This window comes from Paenibacillus sp. FW126-R14, from assembly GCF_058789495.1.
Genome location: NZ_JBYTBS010000004.1, coordinates 148,933 through 165,399, shown reverse-complemented (window position 1 = coordinate 165,399; position 16,467 = coordinate 148,933). Strand labels below are relative to the sequence as shown.

12 protein-coding genes are annotated in these 16,467 nt (G+C 48.2%); 5 read left to right on the top strand and 7 right to left on the bottom strand.

Annotated features, from left to right (window positions below; all coding sequences use genetic code 11):
- Positions 1–179: 179 nt before the first annotated feature.
- Entirely contained in the window at positions 180–4,466 is a 4,287-nt protein-coding gene (locus AC3WRW_RS04265; RefSeq protein ID WP_492545120.1) for an alginate lyase family protein, read from the bottom strand.
- 222 nt (positions 4,467–4,688) lie between these two features.
- Here AC3WRW_RS04265 and AC3WRW_RS04260 point away from each other — a divergent pair, with 222 nt between their 5' ends.
- A complete protein-coding gene (locus AC3WRW_RS04260; protein WP_492545119.1) occupies positions 4,689–5,234 on the top strand; it encodes a GNAT family N-acetyltransferase in 546 nt (181 codons plus the stop codon).
- A gap of 56 nt (positions 5,235–5,290) precedes the next feature.
- Here AC3WRW_RS04260 and AC3WRW_RS04255 read toward each other — a convergent pair whose 3' ends face one another.
- From AC3WRW_RS04255 to AC3WRW_RS04235, 5 genes are all read right to left on the bottom strand, one after another.
- Positions 5,291–5,659 (bottom strand): response regulator, encoded by a 369-nt coding sequence (locus tag AC3WRW_RS04255; RefSeq protein WP_492545118.1) that lies wholly within the window; start codon positions 5,657–5,659, stop codon positions 5,291–5,293.
- Positions 5,660–5,682: 23 nt separating this feature from the next.
- On the bottom strand, positions 5,683–7,386 hold the full coding sequence (locus tag AC3WRW_RS04250; protein ID WP_492545117.1) for an ATP-binding response regulator: 1,704 nt from the start codon (positions 7,384–7,386) through the stop codon (positions 5,683–5,685).
- Entirely contained in the window at positions 7,387–7,932 is a 546-nt protein-coding gene (locus tag AC3WRW_RS04245; protein WP_492545116.1) for a heme NO-binding domain-containing protein, read from the bottom strand. It abuts the gene before it with no gap.
- Positions 7,929–8,993 carry an HD-GYP domain-containing protein gene (locus tag AC3WRW_RS04240; RefSeq protein ID WP_492545115.1) on the bottom strand — a complete coding sequence of 355 codons (1,065 nt, stop codon included), beginning with the start codon at positions 8,991–8,993 and terminating at the stop codon, positions 7,929–7,931. The genes AC3WRW_RS04245 and AC3WRW_RS04240 overlap by 4 nt, the downstream gene beginning before the upstream one ends.
- 108 nt (positions 8,994–9,101) lie before the next feature.
- Positions 9,102–10,172: a DctP family TRAP transporter solute-binding subunit gene (locus AC3WRW_RS04235; protein ID WP_492545114.1), complete on the bottom strand. Its 1,071-nt coding sequence runs from the start codon at positions 10,170–10,172 to the stop codon at positions 9,102–9,104.
- A gap of 100 nt (positions 10,173–10,272) precedes the next feature.
- Here AC3WRW_RS04235 and AC3WRW_RS04230 point away from each other — a divergent pair, with 100 nt between their 5' ends.
- The 4 genes from AC3WRW_RS04230 (at position 10,273) to AC3WRW_RS04215 (ending at position 15,439) form a co-directional block, all read left to right on the top strand.
- Positions 10,273–11,862 (top strand): ATP-binding protein, encoded by a 1,590-nt coding sequence (locus tag AC3WRW_RS04230; RefSeq protein WP_492545178.1) that lies wholly within the window; start codon positions 10,273–10,275, stop codon positions 11,860–11,862.
- Positions 11,862–12,593, top strand: coding sequence for a response regulator (locus AC3WRW_RS04225; RefSeq protein WP_492545113.1), 732 nt, complete (start codon positions 11,862–11,864; stop codon positions 12,591–12,593). The genes AC3WRW_RS04230 and AC3WRW_RS04225 overlap by 1 nt, the downstream gene beginning before the upstream one ends.
- A gap of 100 nt (positions 12,594–12,693) precedes the next feature.
- Entirely contained in the window at positions 12,694–14,118 is a 1,425-nt protein-coding gene (locus AC3WRW_RS04220; protein ID WP_492545112.1) for an NAD-dependent malic enzyme, read from the top strand.
- Between the two features lie 28 nt (positions 14,119–14,146).
- The gene (locus AC3WRW_RS04215) at positions 14,147–15,439 is read left to right on the top strand and encodes a dicarboxylate/amino acid:cation symporter (RefSeq protein WP_492545111.1); all 1,293 of its coding nucleotides are present in this window, start codon (positions 14,147–14,149) and stop codon (positions 15,437–15,439) included.
- A gap of 68 nt (positions 15,440–15,507) precedes the next feature.
- Here AC3WRW_RS04215 and AC3WRW_RS04210 read toward each other — a convergent pair whose 3' ends face one another.
- A complete protein-coding gene (locus tag AC3WRW_RS04210; protein ID WP_492545110.1) occupies positions 15,508–16,254 on the bottom strand; it encodes a GntR family transcriptional regulator in 747 nt (248 codons plus the stop codon).
- Between the last annotated feature and the right edge of the window lie 213 nt (positions 16,255–16,467).

Here is a 16,467-nt window from a genome sequence, read left to right as displayed (position 1 = left end):
AACGCCAGAAATTCCGCATTCCGCCGAAATAAGGGAACGGAGTTCCCTCAATCAGCGAATCTCAAGCCGTAAGCCGGTCCCAAGCCAACTTACTAGTTGCAGGTAAGCGTTAAGCGGAGGGAGCCTTCGCGAAAACAAAAAGAGGAAGGCATCGCTGCCTTCCCCTAAATTTACTTCCTTCAGTTGGAAGAAAGTATCTTTCTAGCTACGAACGCAAGATCGAAAATGTCTATCTTCCCGTCGTTGTTCATATCCGCTATCTTATAGTGACTCCAGTTCGGATCGGCGGAAGTTTTGCCGTAGCAGCTCGCAACAATCGCCAAATCTCCGATCGTAATTTTCCCGTCTCCGTTCAAATCTCCCGGTTCCGGTGTGATGACAGCAGCCATGAATGCTTGCAGCGCCGCTTGCAACGCAGCTACAGACTGATCAACTTGCTGCTGCGCAGCATTTTGATTGCCGGCAACGGCTTGAGCGCTGTTGATGGCTGCGAGAAGGATCGCCTTCGTTCCAATCGGATATTGGCCGATTTGGGTGCCTTCAACTGCGGCATGATAGACGCTTTGTGCATTTCCAATTAAAGCATTCAATGCCGCTTTATCTACATTTGCCAAAATGGTGATAGGGTGGGTAGCACCGGTTACCGCTGTTTCCGCCCCATTCCCGTTCGAGATGAGCACCTTAGACACAGTTATTGCTGCGGTCGAACTTGCCGATTTCGCTTTCCAGCGGAGAAGCAGCAGGTCGCCGCTTGTGTCCACCGCCATTTCAGGTCCTAAACTTGCAGCAATGAACCGGATTTCGCCTGCTTTTTCACTTTGACCCACAAGCTCAAATCCAGCCTTAACCGATGCTGCTGAGACAAATTCCACTTGACTCGGGTCATAAGTGAACGTGAAATCCTGCGCATAAACACGGCTTGTGACATTCGCCAAGCCATAAGTCAGATCGAACGAACCGCCGACAGTTACGTTACTGGCACCTGTTAATGTCGCCATGACGGTTTTGGCTGCCGTAATTGCAACAGGAATGTTCATCGTACTTGCTTTAGCACCGTCGGATGTTCGGGTTACTTCCAACACCAGCGTTACGGTCGTGTCGGCGCTCGGAGGAATAATGGTTCCATCCAGGGAAATGATGTCCGGCCTGTCCGAGCTCTTGATGGCGATTGTATAACCGTCAGGAACAGAAGGGAGCGTTAGCTTGACTGCATGTTGATCCGGCGCTTCAATAGATGTAATTGCTGTTGCAATGTCAGCCGGCTGCTGCTGTTCTATGCTTACTCGAACCGTATAATTTTTCCATGATCCGTCACCCGCATCCACGGTATAGATGACCGGCGAGGAGAAGTCATTGACGGTATTGTCGCTGTCCTGAATTTTGGATCCTACGCGAACTCTTTCCCCGGTCGTGGAGAACGAGGCTGCCAGCTTGGTCACATCCGTTCCCTTTGGCACGGTCAACACGATATCATTGCTAGCCTTGATGATGCCGGTTACGGGCAGGCCTAGAGCTTGGAAGCTGAACGAAGTCAAATCTTTTTGGCTCAAATCGTAAATGGGCGCGCCGAACAGCTGCAGATCGTCGAAATTCATATAGCCTGCGCTGGATTTATCCAACCTGAACCTGAGCAGGAAGTTCGGGTTATTATCCGCTCTCGCATCATTAATTGAAAAAGCGAATGGAATGTTGTTGTAAGAGTCAGTCAGCGTCGTATTGCTGCTGTCGCGAACGAGCGCATTCGCTACATTCCAGATTGTTCCTCCGTCTACCGACCATTCGGTATAAAGCTTATACCCTGTGCCGGTGTTCTGATCTTGGGTTCTGGCGAAGAAATTGCCGGAAATGTTGGCATAATTCGTTGTGTCTATGTTTGCCGTAATACTCGATCCGAAATTGCTATCCTTCAAAAGCCTGATGGCCGCCGGCATCGATTGCGTATGCTGCGAATTACCGTCTTTAATAAAAACTTGCGCTGGAGAAACCAAGGCGCCGTTGTTGTAGAACCCTTTGTACCAAGTAAAAGGTTCGATATCGGATGCGGCTTGCGGCAGCGGAGCGATAACATCAAATAAATTTTTGTTGTAAGCGCTGTCCTCCTTGAGCTTCGCATCTACAAACGGATCTTGCCGATACTCGTTGAAGCCCACGGCATACATCGTAAATGGCAGGTTGGAGCTGGACTTTACGACTTTTACCGTATAGTTTCTTGTCTGGCCGCCAGGCGACACGACGGTATATACGACCGGATTTGTAAAATCATTCGGCGTAACGCCGTTCACTTGTGCAACGGAGCCGACCTTCACACTGGTGCCGGTGATCGTAAAGCTTGCAACCAAGCCGGTCAAAACGGTATCTTTCGGAACGGTGACGACGATCTCGTCATTAGCCTGAATGATCCCTTGAACCGGTGTGTACAATCCTTGAAAGCCAAAGGCAACGAACTCTCTGTGCGGACCGAACGGTTCGATGCCGGGCGATACCAGGTTAGCGCGATTGGCGTTTGGCTGGTCCGGCGTCAACGCTTTTTCCATCATGTCGGCCGTGCTGCGCAGTGCATCGGTACCGAATACGACGGCGGCTTCCCGCAAATATTTGGCGAAAGGACTTTCATCGTCTTGCGGAAGCGTCTCCAGATAAGGCCACTTGCTAAAGTCCACAATGTATGGTGCGATGAAATCGTATGCTTTCTTGATATTGCCGCTGGAATTCCATACGTCGACGCCAATTTTATTTCCCAAAATCGCCAGCATAGAGAACGGCATCAAATCAAATAAGAAATAATGGAACGGACGCGTTCTTCTAAGTTCTGCCGGCATTGTGCCGCTTGAAGTAATTTGGTAGGCAATGCGCGGAATGGTCGTGTTCTGTAAATAAGCTTGCGCTTCCGCTTTTTTTCCCAAGTAGAGCAAATAGTCGACATATTGGATATCGTACCAGGCTCCATGATTATTAAGCGAGTTTTTCTCGTCTTGCGCGAGCTGGTTGGTTGCCAGCCAATTCGTATACCGGAACAGCCAATTTTTGAAGCTTTGCGTATCTCCAGCCGTCCAGCTCGGGGAATTCGAAATCAGTTCTACAGCATCAATAATTTCAAGCAGCTTATCGGATTCCAGAACGCCTTCCTTGCGGCCGTCCTCCGCTCCGGGAACGCCTTGGGCGTAGTTCATGTTGGGATTCATGCTGGTAGCCGGATCGATGAACCACGTTTTGATCAGCAGGGCAGCGCGAGCAGCGTAATTTGGATCACCGGTAAAATAATAAGCGAGCGCTAGCGTAGAAACCGCATCGCGAAGGTCGATGAAATTTTGCTTATCGTATTTATTCGTATATCCCTCGGGATTAAATTGGCCGTCCCGGTTAATATACGGCAGCCCGGTCGGCGAGGTCGGGTCCGGCCACCAGTAGGGGCCGACACTCCAGTAGTCGTGCTTATTGCCGCTTGGAGCCAGACCGGTCTTATTCATAACAGAATAAGGGCCTTTGGTCAAAGCCAGATCCGCATCGCTGCGCAATTTATTAACGGCATCGGCATAATCCGTATTTCCTGGCGAGGAAAGCTTATTTTTGACGGCAATCATTTGAGTGGTGTTATATAACAAAGTATTCGGATAAGGGGCAACACCCGGCACGACAGAAACAAGTAGAGGTTTGCTAAGACTATTATCGCTTGCTGCGTTCTGGAGGGAAAAGGTATACGTCTGTCCGTTCGTTAGTCCGGTAAATGTCGTGGAATTCGTCCCTACGGCCACCGTCATCTTTCGACTGTTGTCGTTCACGTCAGTGATAACGGTCGCCACGGCATCCAAAAACTTAGGGTCCTGCGGCGTGCTCTCCCACGTTACGATGGCCGACTTGTCCCCGGCAGATGCAAAAACGGAAGGGACGGGAGCGGGTTCGGTGGGGCCGGCCGGAACAAGATACAATTCAAGCTCGCTTAGCTGAAAATTCGGCGTAGCGTTGGAGAAGCTGAACGATATTTTGGCATATCGCCCCGTTGCCGAAGGGAATGTGACGGTTTCCGTCTTGGCGCTCGTTCCTTTATTGACTACGGCTGCATCGTAGGCGGTTGTCCAAGTCGAAGTGTTGTTCGAATACTCGATTTTGACATTTTTTACGCCGTTGCTTAAAGGCATTTGAAAGACAGCTTTATTATACGTTTTTGCTGTCCCCAAATCGACGATCAACCAAGCTCCGTTCGGACTTTTGGCAGCATCGCGGTCGGCCGAGTTCGGCTGCCATACGGAAGCACTATTGCCGTCGATGGCCATGGCTGCGGTATTCGATACGCCTTGAGAGCTGTATCCCACTCCCGTTCCGCCGGCAATCGTCGCGCCAAGCACCAAATTTGCGGAATCCGCTTTGACGAATGGGATTGACCAACCTGCGGGAGCCAGCAGGGCGATGCAAAGAGTCAGGACGAGCAGACCACTCATTTTGCTTGTAAAACGATGTAACAGACCCATATTCTACCCTCCAGTTAGTAGCTGATTTGTTCCTTGATGCAGCAGGTATGTAAGCGCTTTCTAATTAATTATAACCTAAACTCGTTTTGGCGTCTTTGTATTAATTTTTGATTTTTTTGATGTTTTTTTGGGTATTAACAAAAAGGTGGACGACCTGTTCCTAATCCATGGTAAAATTGAGCTGTTTTAGAAGTCCAGGCACCGATAAGGAGTGAATTTGCAATGCGAGTTAGTCCCAAACCATTTTATGTGAATCATTTACGTTATACGATCAGGTCTGCCGTAGAAAAAGATGCGAGACAGCTGTCTGAAGTCCGATTGCAAATCGATGGGGAAACAGAAAATTTCGACCGGGAAAAGGGCGAAGCATTCATAGATGAATCCGGGTTTAAACAGTTGATTAGAGAGGACACTGAAGCAAGAAATAACCTATTTTTGGTTGCTGAAGAGAATGATAAAATTGTAGGTTTTCTTAGAGGCGCAGGAAACAACTTGAAAAGAACGTCTCATAAAGTGGAGTTCGGCATTGGCATCTTACAAGCCTATTGGGGATTTGGCATAGGAAAAAATCTCTTAAAAGAATTTATTCAGTGGGCGGATTCAAATGGAATCACCAAAATATCGCTGCAGGTGCTCGAAACGAATGAAACAGCGATAAAGCTGTATCAGAACAATGGTTTTGAAGTGGAAGGCATTCTAAAAAAAGACAAGCTTCTATCCGATGGGAACTACTATAGTACCCTAGTGATGGGAAGGTTGAATGGCTAAGCACTTAACAAAAAGCAAACGGCTCTGCCCGCAGTTCTTGCGTCAGAGCCATTCCTTCATGATTCATTCAAGTATTTCTGAATTTTCTCCAACAGCCTGCTCCACTCCACAGGCTTCGTATCGAAATCATCGCATCCTGCTTCGAAAGCCTGGTCCCGGTCCGACGCCATCGCATGGGCGGTTAGCGCAATAACAGGAATTTCCTTCGTCTCCGGCGATGCTTTCAGCACCCGAGTGGCGTTCCAGCCGTCCAATACGGGAAGGCTCATATCCATCAAAATCAAATCTGGCGATTCGGTCCTGGCCAAGTCGACGCCTTGCTGTCCGTCCTCGGCCATGATGACCTCATAACCTTTGCGCAATAAACGGCGGGATAACATGTCCCGGTTCATTTCGTTATCTTCTACCAAAAGAATCTTATGCATGACTAGTTTCCCCATTTGTGATCTCAGATCATCTGTTCATCCTTAGCGTCGGTCATCAGCCTGCGGATTTCAAGCAATAAGGCATCCCGTTTAAAGCTGCCTTTTTGAACAATATTTTTGACATAGCCGTTCAGCCGCAAGCGGTCTTCCGAAGTAATATCTTTGGCCGTCACGACAACGATTGGAATTCCCCGCCAATCTTCGTTTTTTCGCAGTTCCGTGACGAATTCAAAGCCATCCATCCTTGGCATCATTAAATCAAGCAGGATCAGTTGGGGGAGCGACTGCGACATGGATTGCAAGGCGGCATGGCCATTAGCCGCTTTAGCCACTTTGTAGCCCTCTTTTTCCAACATCTGAGTCATCATTTGGCTTGTGGTCACATCGTCTTCAATGACTAACACAACGTTGGATTGACGCTCCGGAATGTGTTTATCCAAGATCGGAATTAATTTCTCCCGGTGAATCGGTTTGATCAAAAACTCGGAGGCACCGAGCGCATAACCCAAATTTTTATCATCGGTCATGGTCATCATGATGACAGGGATACCTGCTAATTCAGGGTCATTCTTAAGCGTGGTCAGCACGGACCAACCATCCATTCCCGGCATAAGCACATCGAGAGAGATCAAGGAGGGAGAAAGTTCTTTGGCCAATCGAATTCCTTCTTGACCGGTTTGGGCCAGCGCTACCGTACATCCTTCTTTGTGAAGAAACCGCTGCATCAACTTCAGCATGCTCGGGTCGTCATCGATGACGAGCACAGTGCGGGTACCCGCAAGCGTCTGATCGCGGTCATCCGTTAGCAGATCTTGCACAGCATCTCCTTGAAGGACGGGCAGCCAGACGGTAAAGGTTGTGCCTTGACCATAGACGCTATCAACGGTAATGCTGCCGCCCATCACATGGCACAGCTTCTGGCTGATTGCCAGCCCTAGCCCTGTTCCGCCATATTTCCTCGTTGTCGATGAGTCTGCTTGTTTGAAAGCCTCGAATACATGCTCGATTTGCTCAGGTGTCATGCCGATGCCTGTGTCTTGAATACGGAAGGCGATGCCAGGACGTTCATTCTCTGTTTCATGCCGAACAGTGAGACTTATCGTTCCGTTCTTTGTGAACTTGCCGGCATTGCTCAGCAAATTAAACAGCACTTGACGCAATTTGGTGATGTCCGTTTTCATCTCGCCTTCAGGGAAGGCCGATTCCAGGATGTTGCCATTCAACTCGATAAGCGGAGTGACGGTGGTCAGTACTTCTTTCAACAGTATTGGGATGTCGCAAACTTCCAGATACAAGTCGACCTTGCCGGCTTCGATTTTGGACAGATCCAGAATGTCATTAATAAGCGTCAGCAAATGTTTGCCGGCATGATGGATTTTGCCCAGATCGTCTGCAAAAATTTGTTCGCCGATATCCTCAGCATCTTCTTTCAGCATTTCACTGTACCCGATGATGGCGTTGAGGGGCGTGCGCAATTCATGGCTCATATTGGCCAGAAACTGGCTTTTGATTTGATTGGCTTCAACGGCTTCATCACGCGCTTTGGATAGCTCGGCCGTGCGCTCCTTCACCAATTCTTCCAGTTGGTCGTTTAATTGTCGCAGCTCTTGATTGACGTAATAGATTTCCCGGGTTTTCTCCTCGGCAATCTGCTCTGCAGCTTTGCGGGCTTTTCTTTCCCGTTCCAACTGTCTGCGCAGAACCTCGAGTTCCTGCGGCTCTTGCATCTATTTCACTTCCGCTTCCGTTAAAATAAATCGAGCAGCCGTTCCTTCGTCTAAATTCTCACGTACCATGGTAATGTTTTCGCCGTAGTGTTGAATACATCCGTTGATAAGTCCTTCCGCCAAATCGGCAAAAGGCCGTGAAGAACGATAGGTCATGACAAGCGTTCCCGGAACGGGCTTTTCATACTCAAAAGCGGGCAGCTCTGCGCCTGGATACAGCTTCCGGACTTCAACGTGGATATAACTGTCTACCTTTTGCAGGAAACTGAAGACTGAACTGTTTTCCTGGATGAATTGAGGATGAAGTTCGATCAGCTGGGTGAACAAATATTCGCCGAAGGCACGCACCAAGTCGGCAACCGGAATGTTGGTCCGCCTACTGAGCTGAACGACAAGCTGAATCATTTCATGGTGTTCATATGTACCGACAGAGGTATAACTGCCGCCCGACGGCAAATCGGAATTCTCAATAATCTGATCGACGATTTGTAGGGAAAATTTATGTTCAACCATTTCCAAAAAAGAAGTAAACACCATGCCTTTCATCCTAACACCGACCTTTTCAAGTTTGAATTGCTGTTCCTTTGCCAAATCGCCATGAAGGCGTCAACGACTTTCGGGTCAAAATGAATGCCGCGCTGCTTCCGTATTTCCTCCAAAGCTTCTTCCTCTGACCAAGCCGACTTATAGGGACGCTCGTGCGTTAGCGCATCGAAGAAATCCGCAATGGCCACAATGCGTCCAGCTAGCGGAATGTCTTCCCCGCGCAGACCGTTCGGATAGCCTGTGCCATCCCATTTCTCATGGTGTGACAAGGCAATCGTTCCAGCCAATTGCAGGACGCGAAAGAGGCTGCCTTCCAGGATGCTTGCTCCGATTGTCGTATGGGTTTTCATATGATCGAACTCAGCCGGTGTAAATCTACCCGGTTTTAGCAAAATGTCATCGGGGATGCCGATTTTCCCTAAATCATGCAGCGGCGTGGCCCGTTCGATCAGATCGACTTCGTGCTTCGGCAGTCCTAGTGCTTCGGCGATCTCTTTGGCCATCTTGCCTACGCGCTGAGTGTGCTGCCCGGTCTGATCATCGCGAAATTCGGAGGCGCGCCCCAGCAATTGCAAAATCTCCAGCTTGGCCTGTTCCAACTCGAACGTCCGCTCCCGGACCCGCTGCTCCAGCCGATAGTTCTGATCCTGCAGCTGAAGGTAGTAGAACCGTGTTTTGAGCAAATTATTAATGCGCAGGACGACTTCCGTTTTATCCAAAGGCTTGGTGAGAAAATCATGTGCGCCCAGGTGCAAGGCCTCCTTCTTGGCCTCTTGTGTTACATCTGCCGTAAGGACGAGAATAGGGAGGTAATTGACACCTTGAACAAGCTCTTTCAAAAGTTTCAAAGCAGCGAACCCATCCATCTCCGGCATATGCAGATCCAATAGAACGATATCGGGCTTGACCTCCTTGAAGAGGTCCTCTAGCCGTTTGGGTTCCGTCGTGCAATGCAAATGGTTAAAACCTGCCCGGCGTAAAATACGTTCCAGCAGGCTAATATTGTATTCCTGATCATCGATAATCAGGAATTGTGCGTTGTGCATCCAAGTTTCATCCATTGTTGTACCTCATTCCACACTATCCAACTGATTAGTACAATAGTAACATAATATGTCATTTTTCGGCTATCCGCTTTTGTCGAATTTTGTAAAATAAAAAGCTTGACTTCAATGCGGATTTATTTGGTTCTTGCCTCTCAGTTCGTCCACGGCGTCTATGAGTTCCTTGCCGATATACAGTTGAGCTTCGCGATAAACGGGTTCAAGCGCCCCCTGCCATTCATGCCGTTCCTCCGCAGTCAGGATGTGGATGTCCAATTGGTTCATTTTTTTGAGCTCGTCCCATTGCTTTTGATTGATGGCGACGGCATTCTGATTCGCCCATAAAGTCGTTTCCTGCATAGCTTCAGTGATCGCCTGTCTTTGTGCGGACGTTAACGAATCGTTCCAGAACGATTTATTCATCAGCACCCCATAGCCTAGAAAGGCATGATTGCTAATGGTCATATACTTTTGAACCTGATAAAGCTTTCTGGAGTAGATGTTCGAAATGGTGTTTTCACCCGAATCGACAATGCCGGATTCCATACTGCGGTACACCTGATTAAAGGGGATGGGGTAAGTTTTGGCCTTCAGCTGTCTGAATTGGGACTCAATGACTTTGCTCGGTAAAATCCTGAATTTTAAATCTTGAAAATCCTCAGGGTGAATAAGCGGCCTCTGATTCGAGGTCATCTGCTGAAACCCGTTGGACCAGAAGCCTAAGCCGACCATGCCGTTTGACTCCAGCTTTTTTTGCAATAAGGCTCCTATTTTACCCCGAAACGCTTTCTCCACGTCCTCCTCAGTTTGGAAGGCAAAAGGCAGGTCCATCACCATCCACTCAGGGACAACCTCCGATATATTAGAGAAGCTGGGGGCAATCATCTGTACGCTGCCTCGCCGCAATCCTTCCATCTCGTCGTTTTCATTGTACAGGCTGCCGTTCGGGTAAAGTTCTACTTTGATACTATCATTTGTTTTTTGTTTCACGATTTCGGCAAATTTTTGCGCGGCTAATCCTTTAGGTGTATTCTCGGCAACTACGAAGCTAAACCGGATGAGCGTTTGTTCGCGAAGTCCGGTTTGTTCATCGTCATAAGCAAGGGGAACGCTGTTAAATTGAGACGAGAATCCGATTCCTACCGCCGTAAGGAGGCCAGCTAATATAAATAAAACGATTCCCACTATCGTTCTCATAAGTTCCCCCGTCAGTCTTTAAAGTATAAAATCAGTGTAACATATTGTATGATGTACAATGAAACGACCTGTATGAAGAAGGTGAACCGTGTTGCTGAAAATGAAGGCGCTTCGCATGAATTGGAAAATAACGATCTTGACTTTCGGCATCGTTTTGTTCGCGATATGTATAGGAGGCATTATTCTGATTGGGCGAGTAGTACACCTGCAGGAAGAAGAAATGGGGCAAAGGTTGCTGGTAACAGCAAGAACTGTAGCTCAGCTTCCCTCCATTATCAACGGTGTGTCAACGGGAGGGAACCATCAGGAGATTAATGCCATCGCCGAACGGATTCGAATTATTAACGAAGTGGATTATATCGTTGTGATGGATATGAAGGGCGTACGCTGGTCGCACCCTGTAAGCAGCCGAATCGGCGAGGTATCGCAGGGAAGCGATGAACACTCGGCATTTGCCGAGCATACGTATTTATCCAAGGCCAAGGGGGAGCAGGGAACTGCCATCAGAGGATTTGTGCCGATTATGAATGAGGAGCATGAGCAGGTTGGCGTCGTGCTTGTCGGACAATTGGTGCCTGGGCTTGCAGGAGTGATTCTGGCGATGAGGGGACAGATTTACGTCACAGTTCTGCTGTCTTTGCTGTTCGGGGTCTGGGGTTCCTGGATGCTGTCGCGCCATATTAAAGAGCAGATGTTTCAATTGGAGCCAGAGGAAATTGCCCAGCTGCTAGTCGAACGTACGGCTACTTTCAACGCCATGCATGAAGGGGTCATTGCGATTGACCGGTGTGAGAATATAACCGTCTTTAACGATAAGGCCAAAAGCATGCTGCATATAGAGGGAGACGTGCTGGGACGCCCGATCAGAGAAGTGCTGCCGGACACCAGGCTGCCGGAGATTTTGCAGTTGAATCATCCTATATTTAATCAAGAGATTTATGTTGGTGGCATGCAAATTTTTAGCAATCGTGTGCCGATTACGCTGGGACATCAAACGGTCGGCGCAGTGGCGATCTTCCAGGACCGGACGGAAGTTACGAAAATTGCGGAAGAACTGACCGGCGTCAAAGCATTCGTCGATGCGCTCCGGGTGCAAAATCATGAATATATGAATAAGCTGCATACGATAGGCGGATTGATACAGCTGGACCATAAGCAGAAGGCGCTGGATTATTTGTTTCAAACGATGGAGGCGCAGTCGGAATTAAGCGGCTTTGTGTCCAGTAAAATTGCCGATGAGAACGTAGCGGGGTTATTAATCGGGAAAATCAGCCGCGGTAAGGAATTGGGGATTGATGTGCGCTTGGATCGGGGAAGCCGATTGATACGGTTTCCGCAGCATTTGGACCATCATGATGTCGTTGTCATTTTGGGAAATTTGATAGAGAACGCATTCGACGCCTTGAAGCATAACGAAGAAAGAAAAGAAGTGTTCATCTCCCTGGAGCAGGATGACGAGGTGCTGTCTATTCTGGTTGAGGATAACGGAAACGGGATGGATCAGGCAACGAAGGGGCATATGTTTGAACGGGGATATTCGACGAAAGCAGACGGCAACAGAGGCATCGGTTTGTTTTTGATTGATAACATCGTGAATAAATGCGGCGGGCATATGGAAGTTGAGTCAGAGCTCGGTCAAGGGACAAGCTTTATGCTGACCTTTCCGATGATCGGAAGAGAGGGAATCTAATGATTAAAGTGGTGCTGATTGAAGATGATCCGATGGTATTGGAAGTAAATAAACAGTTTGTCGAACGGGTTTCCGGCTTTGAAATTGTCGGTACGGCATCCAATGGAACAGAAGGCGTGGAGCGGGTTCGCGAGCTTCAGCCTCATTTGGTGATTTTAGACATTTATATGCCAGGGCAAAGCGGACTTGAGCTCCTTCAACAAATTAGAAATGAGCAGATCGATGTGGATGCGATGGTGATTACCGCGGCCAACGATATTCCGACGATTCAGCGCATGCTGCATCATGGAGCGGTTGATTACATTATGAAGCCTTTTAAATATGAGCGGGTCAAAGAAGCTTTGGAAAATTACCGGATGATGAAAGAAAGACTGAACAAAGATGTGAGAATGACGCAGTCGGAACTGGATCAAATGCTGCGGGTGAAGCATCAGACGCTGCCTTCAGGCGAGACGCCTACGGCGGGTGAGGAGATGGAACTGCCCAAAGGATTGCAGGATCTGACGATGAAGCAGGTCATGCTGTTTCTTATTCAGCAGATGAAGCCCTTGTCAGCCGAAGAAGTAGCAGAGGGAGTAGGACTGGCCCGGGTGACAGCCCGCAGATACTTGGAGTATTTGGAGAAGAGCAAGCGTGTAAAGCTGGATCTGGAATATGGCGGAATCGGGCGTCCGGTGAACAGATACGTGTGGGTGGAGAATAGCAAAACAGGAAGACCAAAAAGACCATAAGTACCAATATGGTCAAATTCTTCACGTCCTGAATTGAAAGCGATATCATGAAACCTGTAAGCGATGCTATCGTTTAAATCTGGTTTTGAGGTGTAGCCCCATGTCGATTCCTTCGGGAGTGAATACAAGTATTATTTTGCGTCTGGAGTTGGATAAGGAACTCGCTTCGTTCGGCAATATCGCGACGGCGATCAGCGATGCAGGCGGAGATATTATTGCGATTGATGTTGTTAGAACGGATAAAAATTTGACGGTTAGGGATATTACGATCAATGTCTACGATAATAAGCATACGGAGCTGATTACGGCAGCCATTCATACTTTAGCCGGTGTGAAAGTTGTGCATGTGTCAGACCAAACCTTCCTCCTTCATTTGGGAGGGAAGATTGAGACAAGCCCGAAATATCCGATCAAAAACAGGGATGACCTTTCAAGAGTGTACACCCCGGGCGTGGCCAAGGTGTGCATGGCTATCCATGAGAAGCCGTCGCTGGCTCACACATTAACGATCAAGCGGAACACCGTAGCTGTGATCTCGGACGGAACGGCGGTGCTCGGACTCGGCAATATTGGTCCGGAAGCGGCGATGCCGGTCATGGAAGGAAAGGCAATGCTTTTCAAGCAGCTGGCTGGCGTGGATGCTTTTCCAATCTGTCTGGCTACCCAGGATACGGATGAAATTGTAAGTATTGTGAAAGCGCTATCTCCTACGTTTGGCGGGATTAATCTGGAGGATATTGCGGCACCTAGATGCTTTGAAATTGAACAACGGTTAATTGAGGAGCTGGACATTCCTGTATTTCATGATGACCAGCATGGCACCGCAGTTGTCCTGCTAGCCGGGTTATACAATGCCGTTAAGCTTGTGAACAAACGCTTAGAGAACTGCAAAGTCGTGCTATGCGGGATTGGGGCAGCCGGAACGGCTTGCACGAAAATGCTGATGGCCGCAGGCGTCACGAATATCATTGGCGTTGATCGCCAAGGTGCGATAACGAAAGATGGGAATTACGACAATCCGTTCTGGCGCTGGTATGCGGAATGCACGAATCCGGAGCAGCTCAGCGGAACATTGTCCGACGTCATCGAGGGTGCCGATATTTTCATCGGCGTATCCGGTCCCGGCATTCTGAAGAAAGAGGATGTGGCCAAAATGGCAAAAGACGCTATTGTCTTCGCCATGGCGAATCCGACGCCGGAAATTCTTCCGGAGGAAGCGGAGCCCTATGTCAGGGTGATGGCCACAGGCCGTTCAGATTATCCGAATCAGATTAACAATGTCCTATGTTTCCCTGGCTTATTCCGCGGACTGCTGGATTGCAGAGCCTTTAGAGTGACGGAGAATATGAAGCTTGCCGCGGCAAAAGCGATTGCATCTGTCGTGGAGGAAGATGAATTGAATGAATATTACATCATTCCAAGTGTGTTCAATCAGTCTGTCGTCGAGAAGGTTAGAGAGGCTGTCATTCAAGCCGCATATGAAGATGGCGTTGCGCGAAGACGCAGGGAGAAAGTGCAAACATAGCATAAATAACTGAGGAGGTATGTGCGGTATGATGAAACTTAGAAAAAACTTAACTTTACAAGTGTTGATAGCCATCGTGCTCGGCATTGTTGTTGGTCAATTCTTCCCCGGTCAAGCGGGAAATATGAAAATGCTTGCCGACGTTTTTGTTAAAATGATCAAAATGGTGATCGCCCCGATTGTTTTTTTCACGATTGTGATTGGTATTGCAGGCATGGGGGACATGAAGAAAGTTGGCCGCATTGGCGGTAAGGCGCTGCTCTATTTCGAAATCGTAACAACATTTGCGATGGCTATCGGGATCGCCGTCATGTTTGTCCTGCATCCGGGTACAGGCATGAACACCAGCGGCGTAAAGGCTGAAGACGTTGCCAAGTACACCAAAGAAGCTGCCAGTACCAGCCATGGCTTTCTGGACTTTTTGTTGGGCGTAGTTCCTGATAATGTGATGGCCGCTTTCTCCAAGGGAGATATGCTTCCGATTCTGTTCTTCTCCGTGCTGTTCGGTCTGGCGATGGCCGGACTTGGCGATAAATCAAAGCCTGTCATGAACTTTTTTGAGAAAATGAATGAAATTTTCTTCCGTCTCGTTGGAATCATTATGAAGTTCTCACCGGTAGCCGCTTTTGGCGCGATGTCGTACACGATTGGCAAGTTCGGCGTTCATTCTTTATTCTCGCTGGGCAAAATGATGGGATCCGTCTATGTGACCATGGCGCTGTTTATCTTTGTGGTGTTAGGTGGTATCTGTAAATTTTATGGGTTCAGCTTGATGAAGCTGCTGGCGTTTATTAAAGAAGAATTGCTGCTTGTACTAGGTACTTCTTCGTCTGAAACAGCTTTGCCAAGAGTTATGGAAAAGTTGGAGCGCTTCGGTGCGTCAAAGCCGGTCGTAGGGCTTGTCGTGCCTACCGGTTACTCGTTCAATCTGGATGGAACCTCCATCTACTTGTCTATGGCCGCGTTATTCATAGCACAAGCCTATGGCGTTCATCTGGACTGGATTCAAATACTGACACTTCTCGGCGTATTGATGCTTACTTCCAAAGGCGCTGCAGGAATTACCGGATCAGGTTTCGTTACTCTAGCGGCAACACTTGCGGCCATCCCGCATAATGTCATTCCGGTGGAAGGCATGGCTCTCCTTCTCGGGGTAGACCGATTCATGTCGGAAGCTAGAGCGATAACGAACATTATCGGCAACAGCGTAGCGACGATTGTAATCGCCAAGAGTGAAAATCAATTTAATCCGAATGCCGTTATCGAAAAACTTCCTGAAAAGGCCGTCGATGCTTTGGAGATGACAGGAAAACCGGCATAAAAATAATAAGCTATCCCAAGGTCATAGCATTTGACCTGAGGGATGGCTTTTTTTTGCATGGCGATCATCTACTCGCGTTTGATAAACAATTTAAATACGCTGTTTTTCAAATAATCAAGGGAATAAAAGACAGGCCGGTCGTCCTCGTCAAAATGGAGCTGTTTCAATAAGATAATCTCACCACCCAGCACGTTCATTGCCTTCTGATCCATTTCCTTGGAAGGGCTTAATGCACAGATTTCGGTGATCGCATAGGCGATATTGATGCCCATTTTGCTTTTCAAAAAATCAAAGATCGCCCCGGTGAATTCCCCCTCGAAATGACCCGCCACAAGACTCTGTGGAAAAATATTATAATAAAACGCGACTTTATGGCCATCGGCTGTTCGTGAACGCTCCAAAATGACAACTTTTTCGTCCGTTTGCAGCTGCTTTTTCCAATCGTCTTCCGGTTCGCGGGTATAAATTTTGATGTCTAGTTCGCTTTCCGTAAAGCCTTCATTCTTGATCATCTGACCGACGCTTTGCAGCTTGCTCAGTGGATTAATAATGAAATCCGACCGCGTGTTGACATAGGTTCCGACACCGTTTTTGCTAATGAGAACCTTTTCCCGCTGCAGCATTTTGAGCGCCTCCCGGAGCGTAGGCCGGCTAACATCGTATTTCTTCGCAAGTTCCGGCTCGGAAGGAAGCTTCTCACCCGGCTTTAGTTCGCCTTTGTTGATACTTCTTTCAATCTCTTCTTTGACTCTGAGATACAGCAATTTTTTCTCCAAAATTCCGCGATTCCTCTCCGTCTTTGTTTTCTGTTCCATATGCATATTCCCGGTGCTGTCTGACAACATGAGTGTACCACATTTCTGGTGATTTACAAACATTTTAAATCAATCGTAGTGGGCATTTATCTATACAATTACTTAACATTCGATCGATTGACACAGGCGAGATATGTTCCCTATAATTTTAGATGTCAGACAGCATAACGATCGACGAGATGAGGGAAGGAGGTACTGCCACCATGTGGGCGG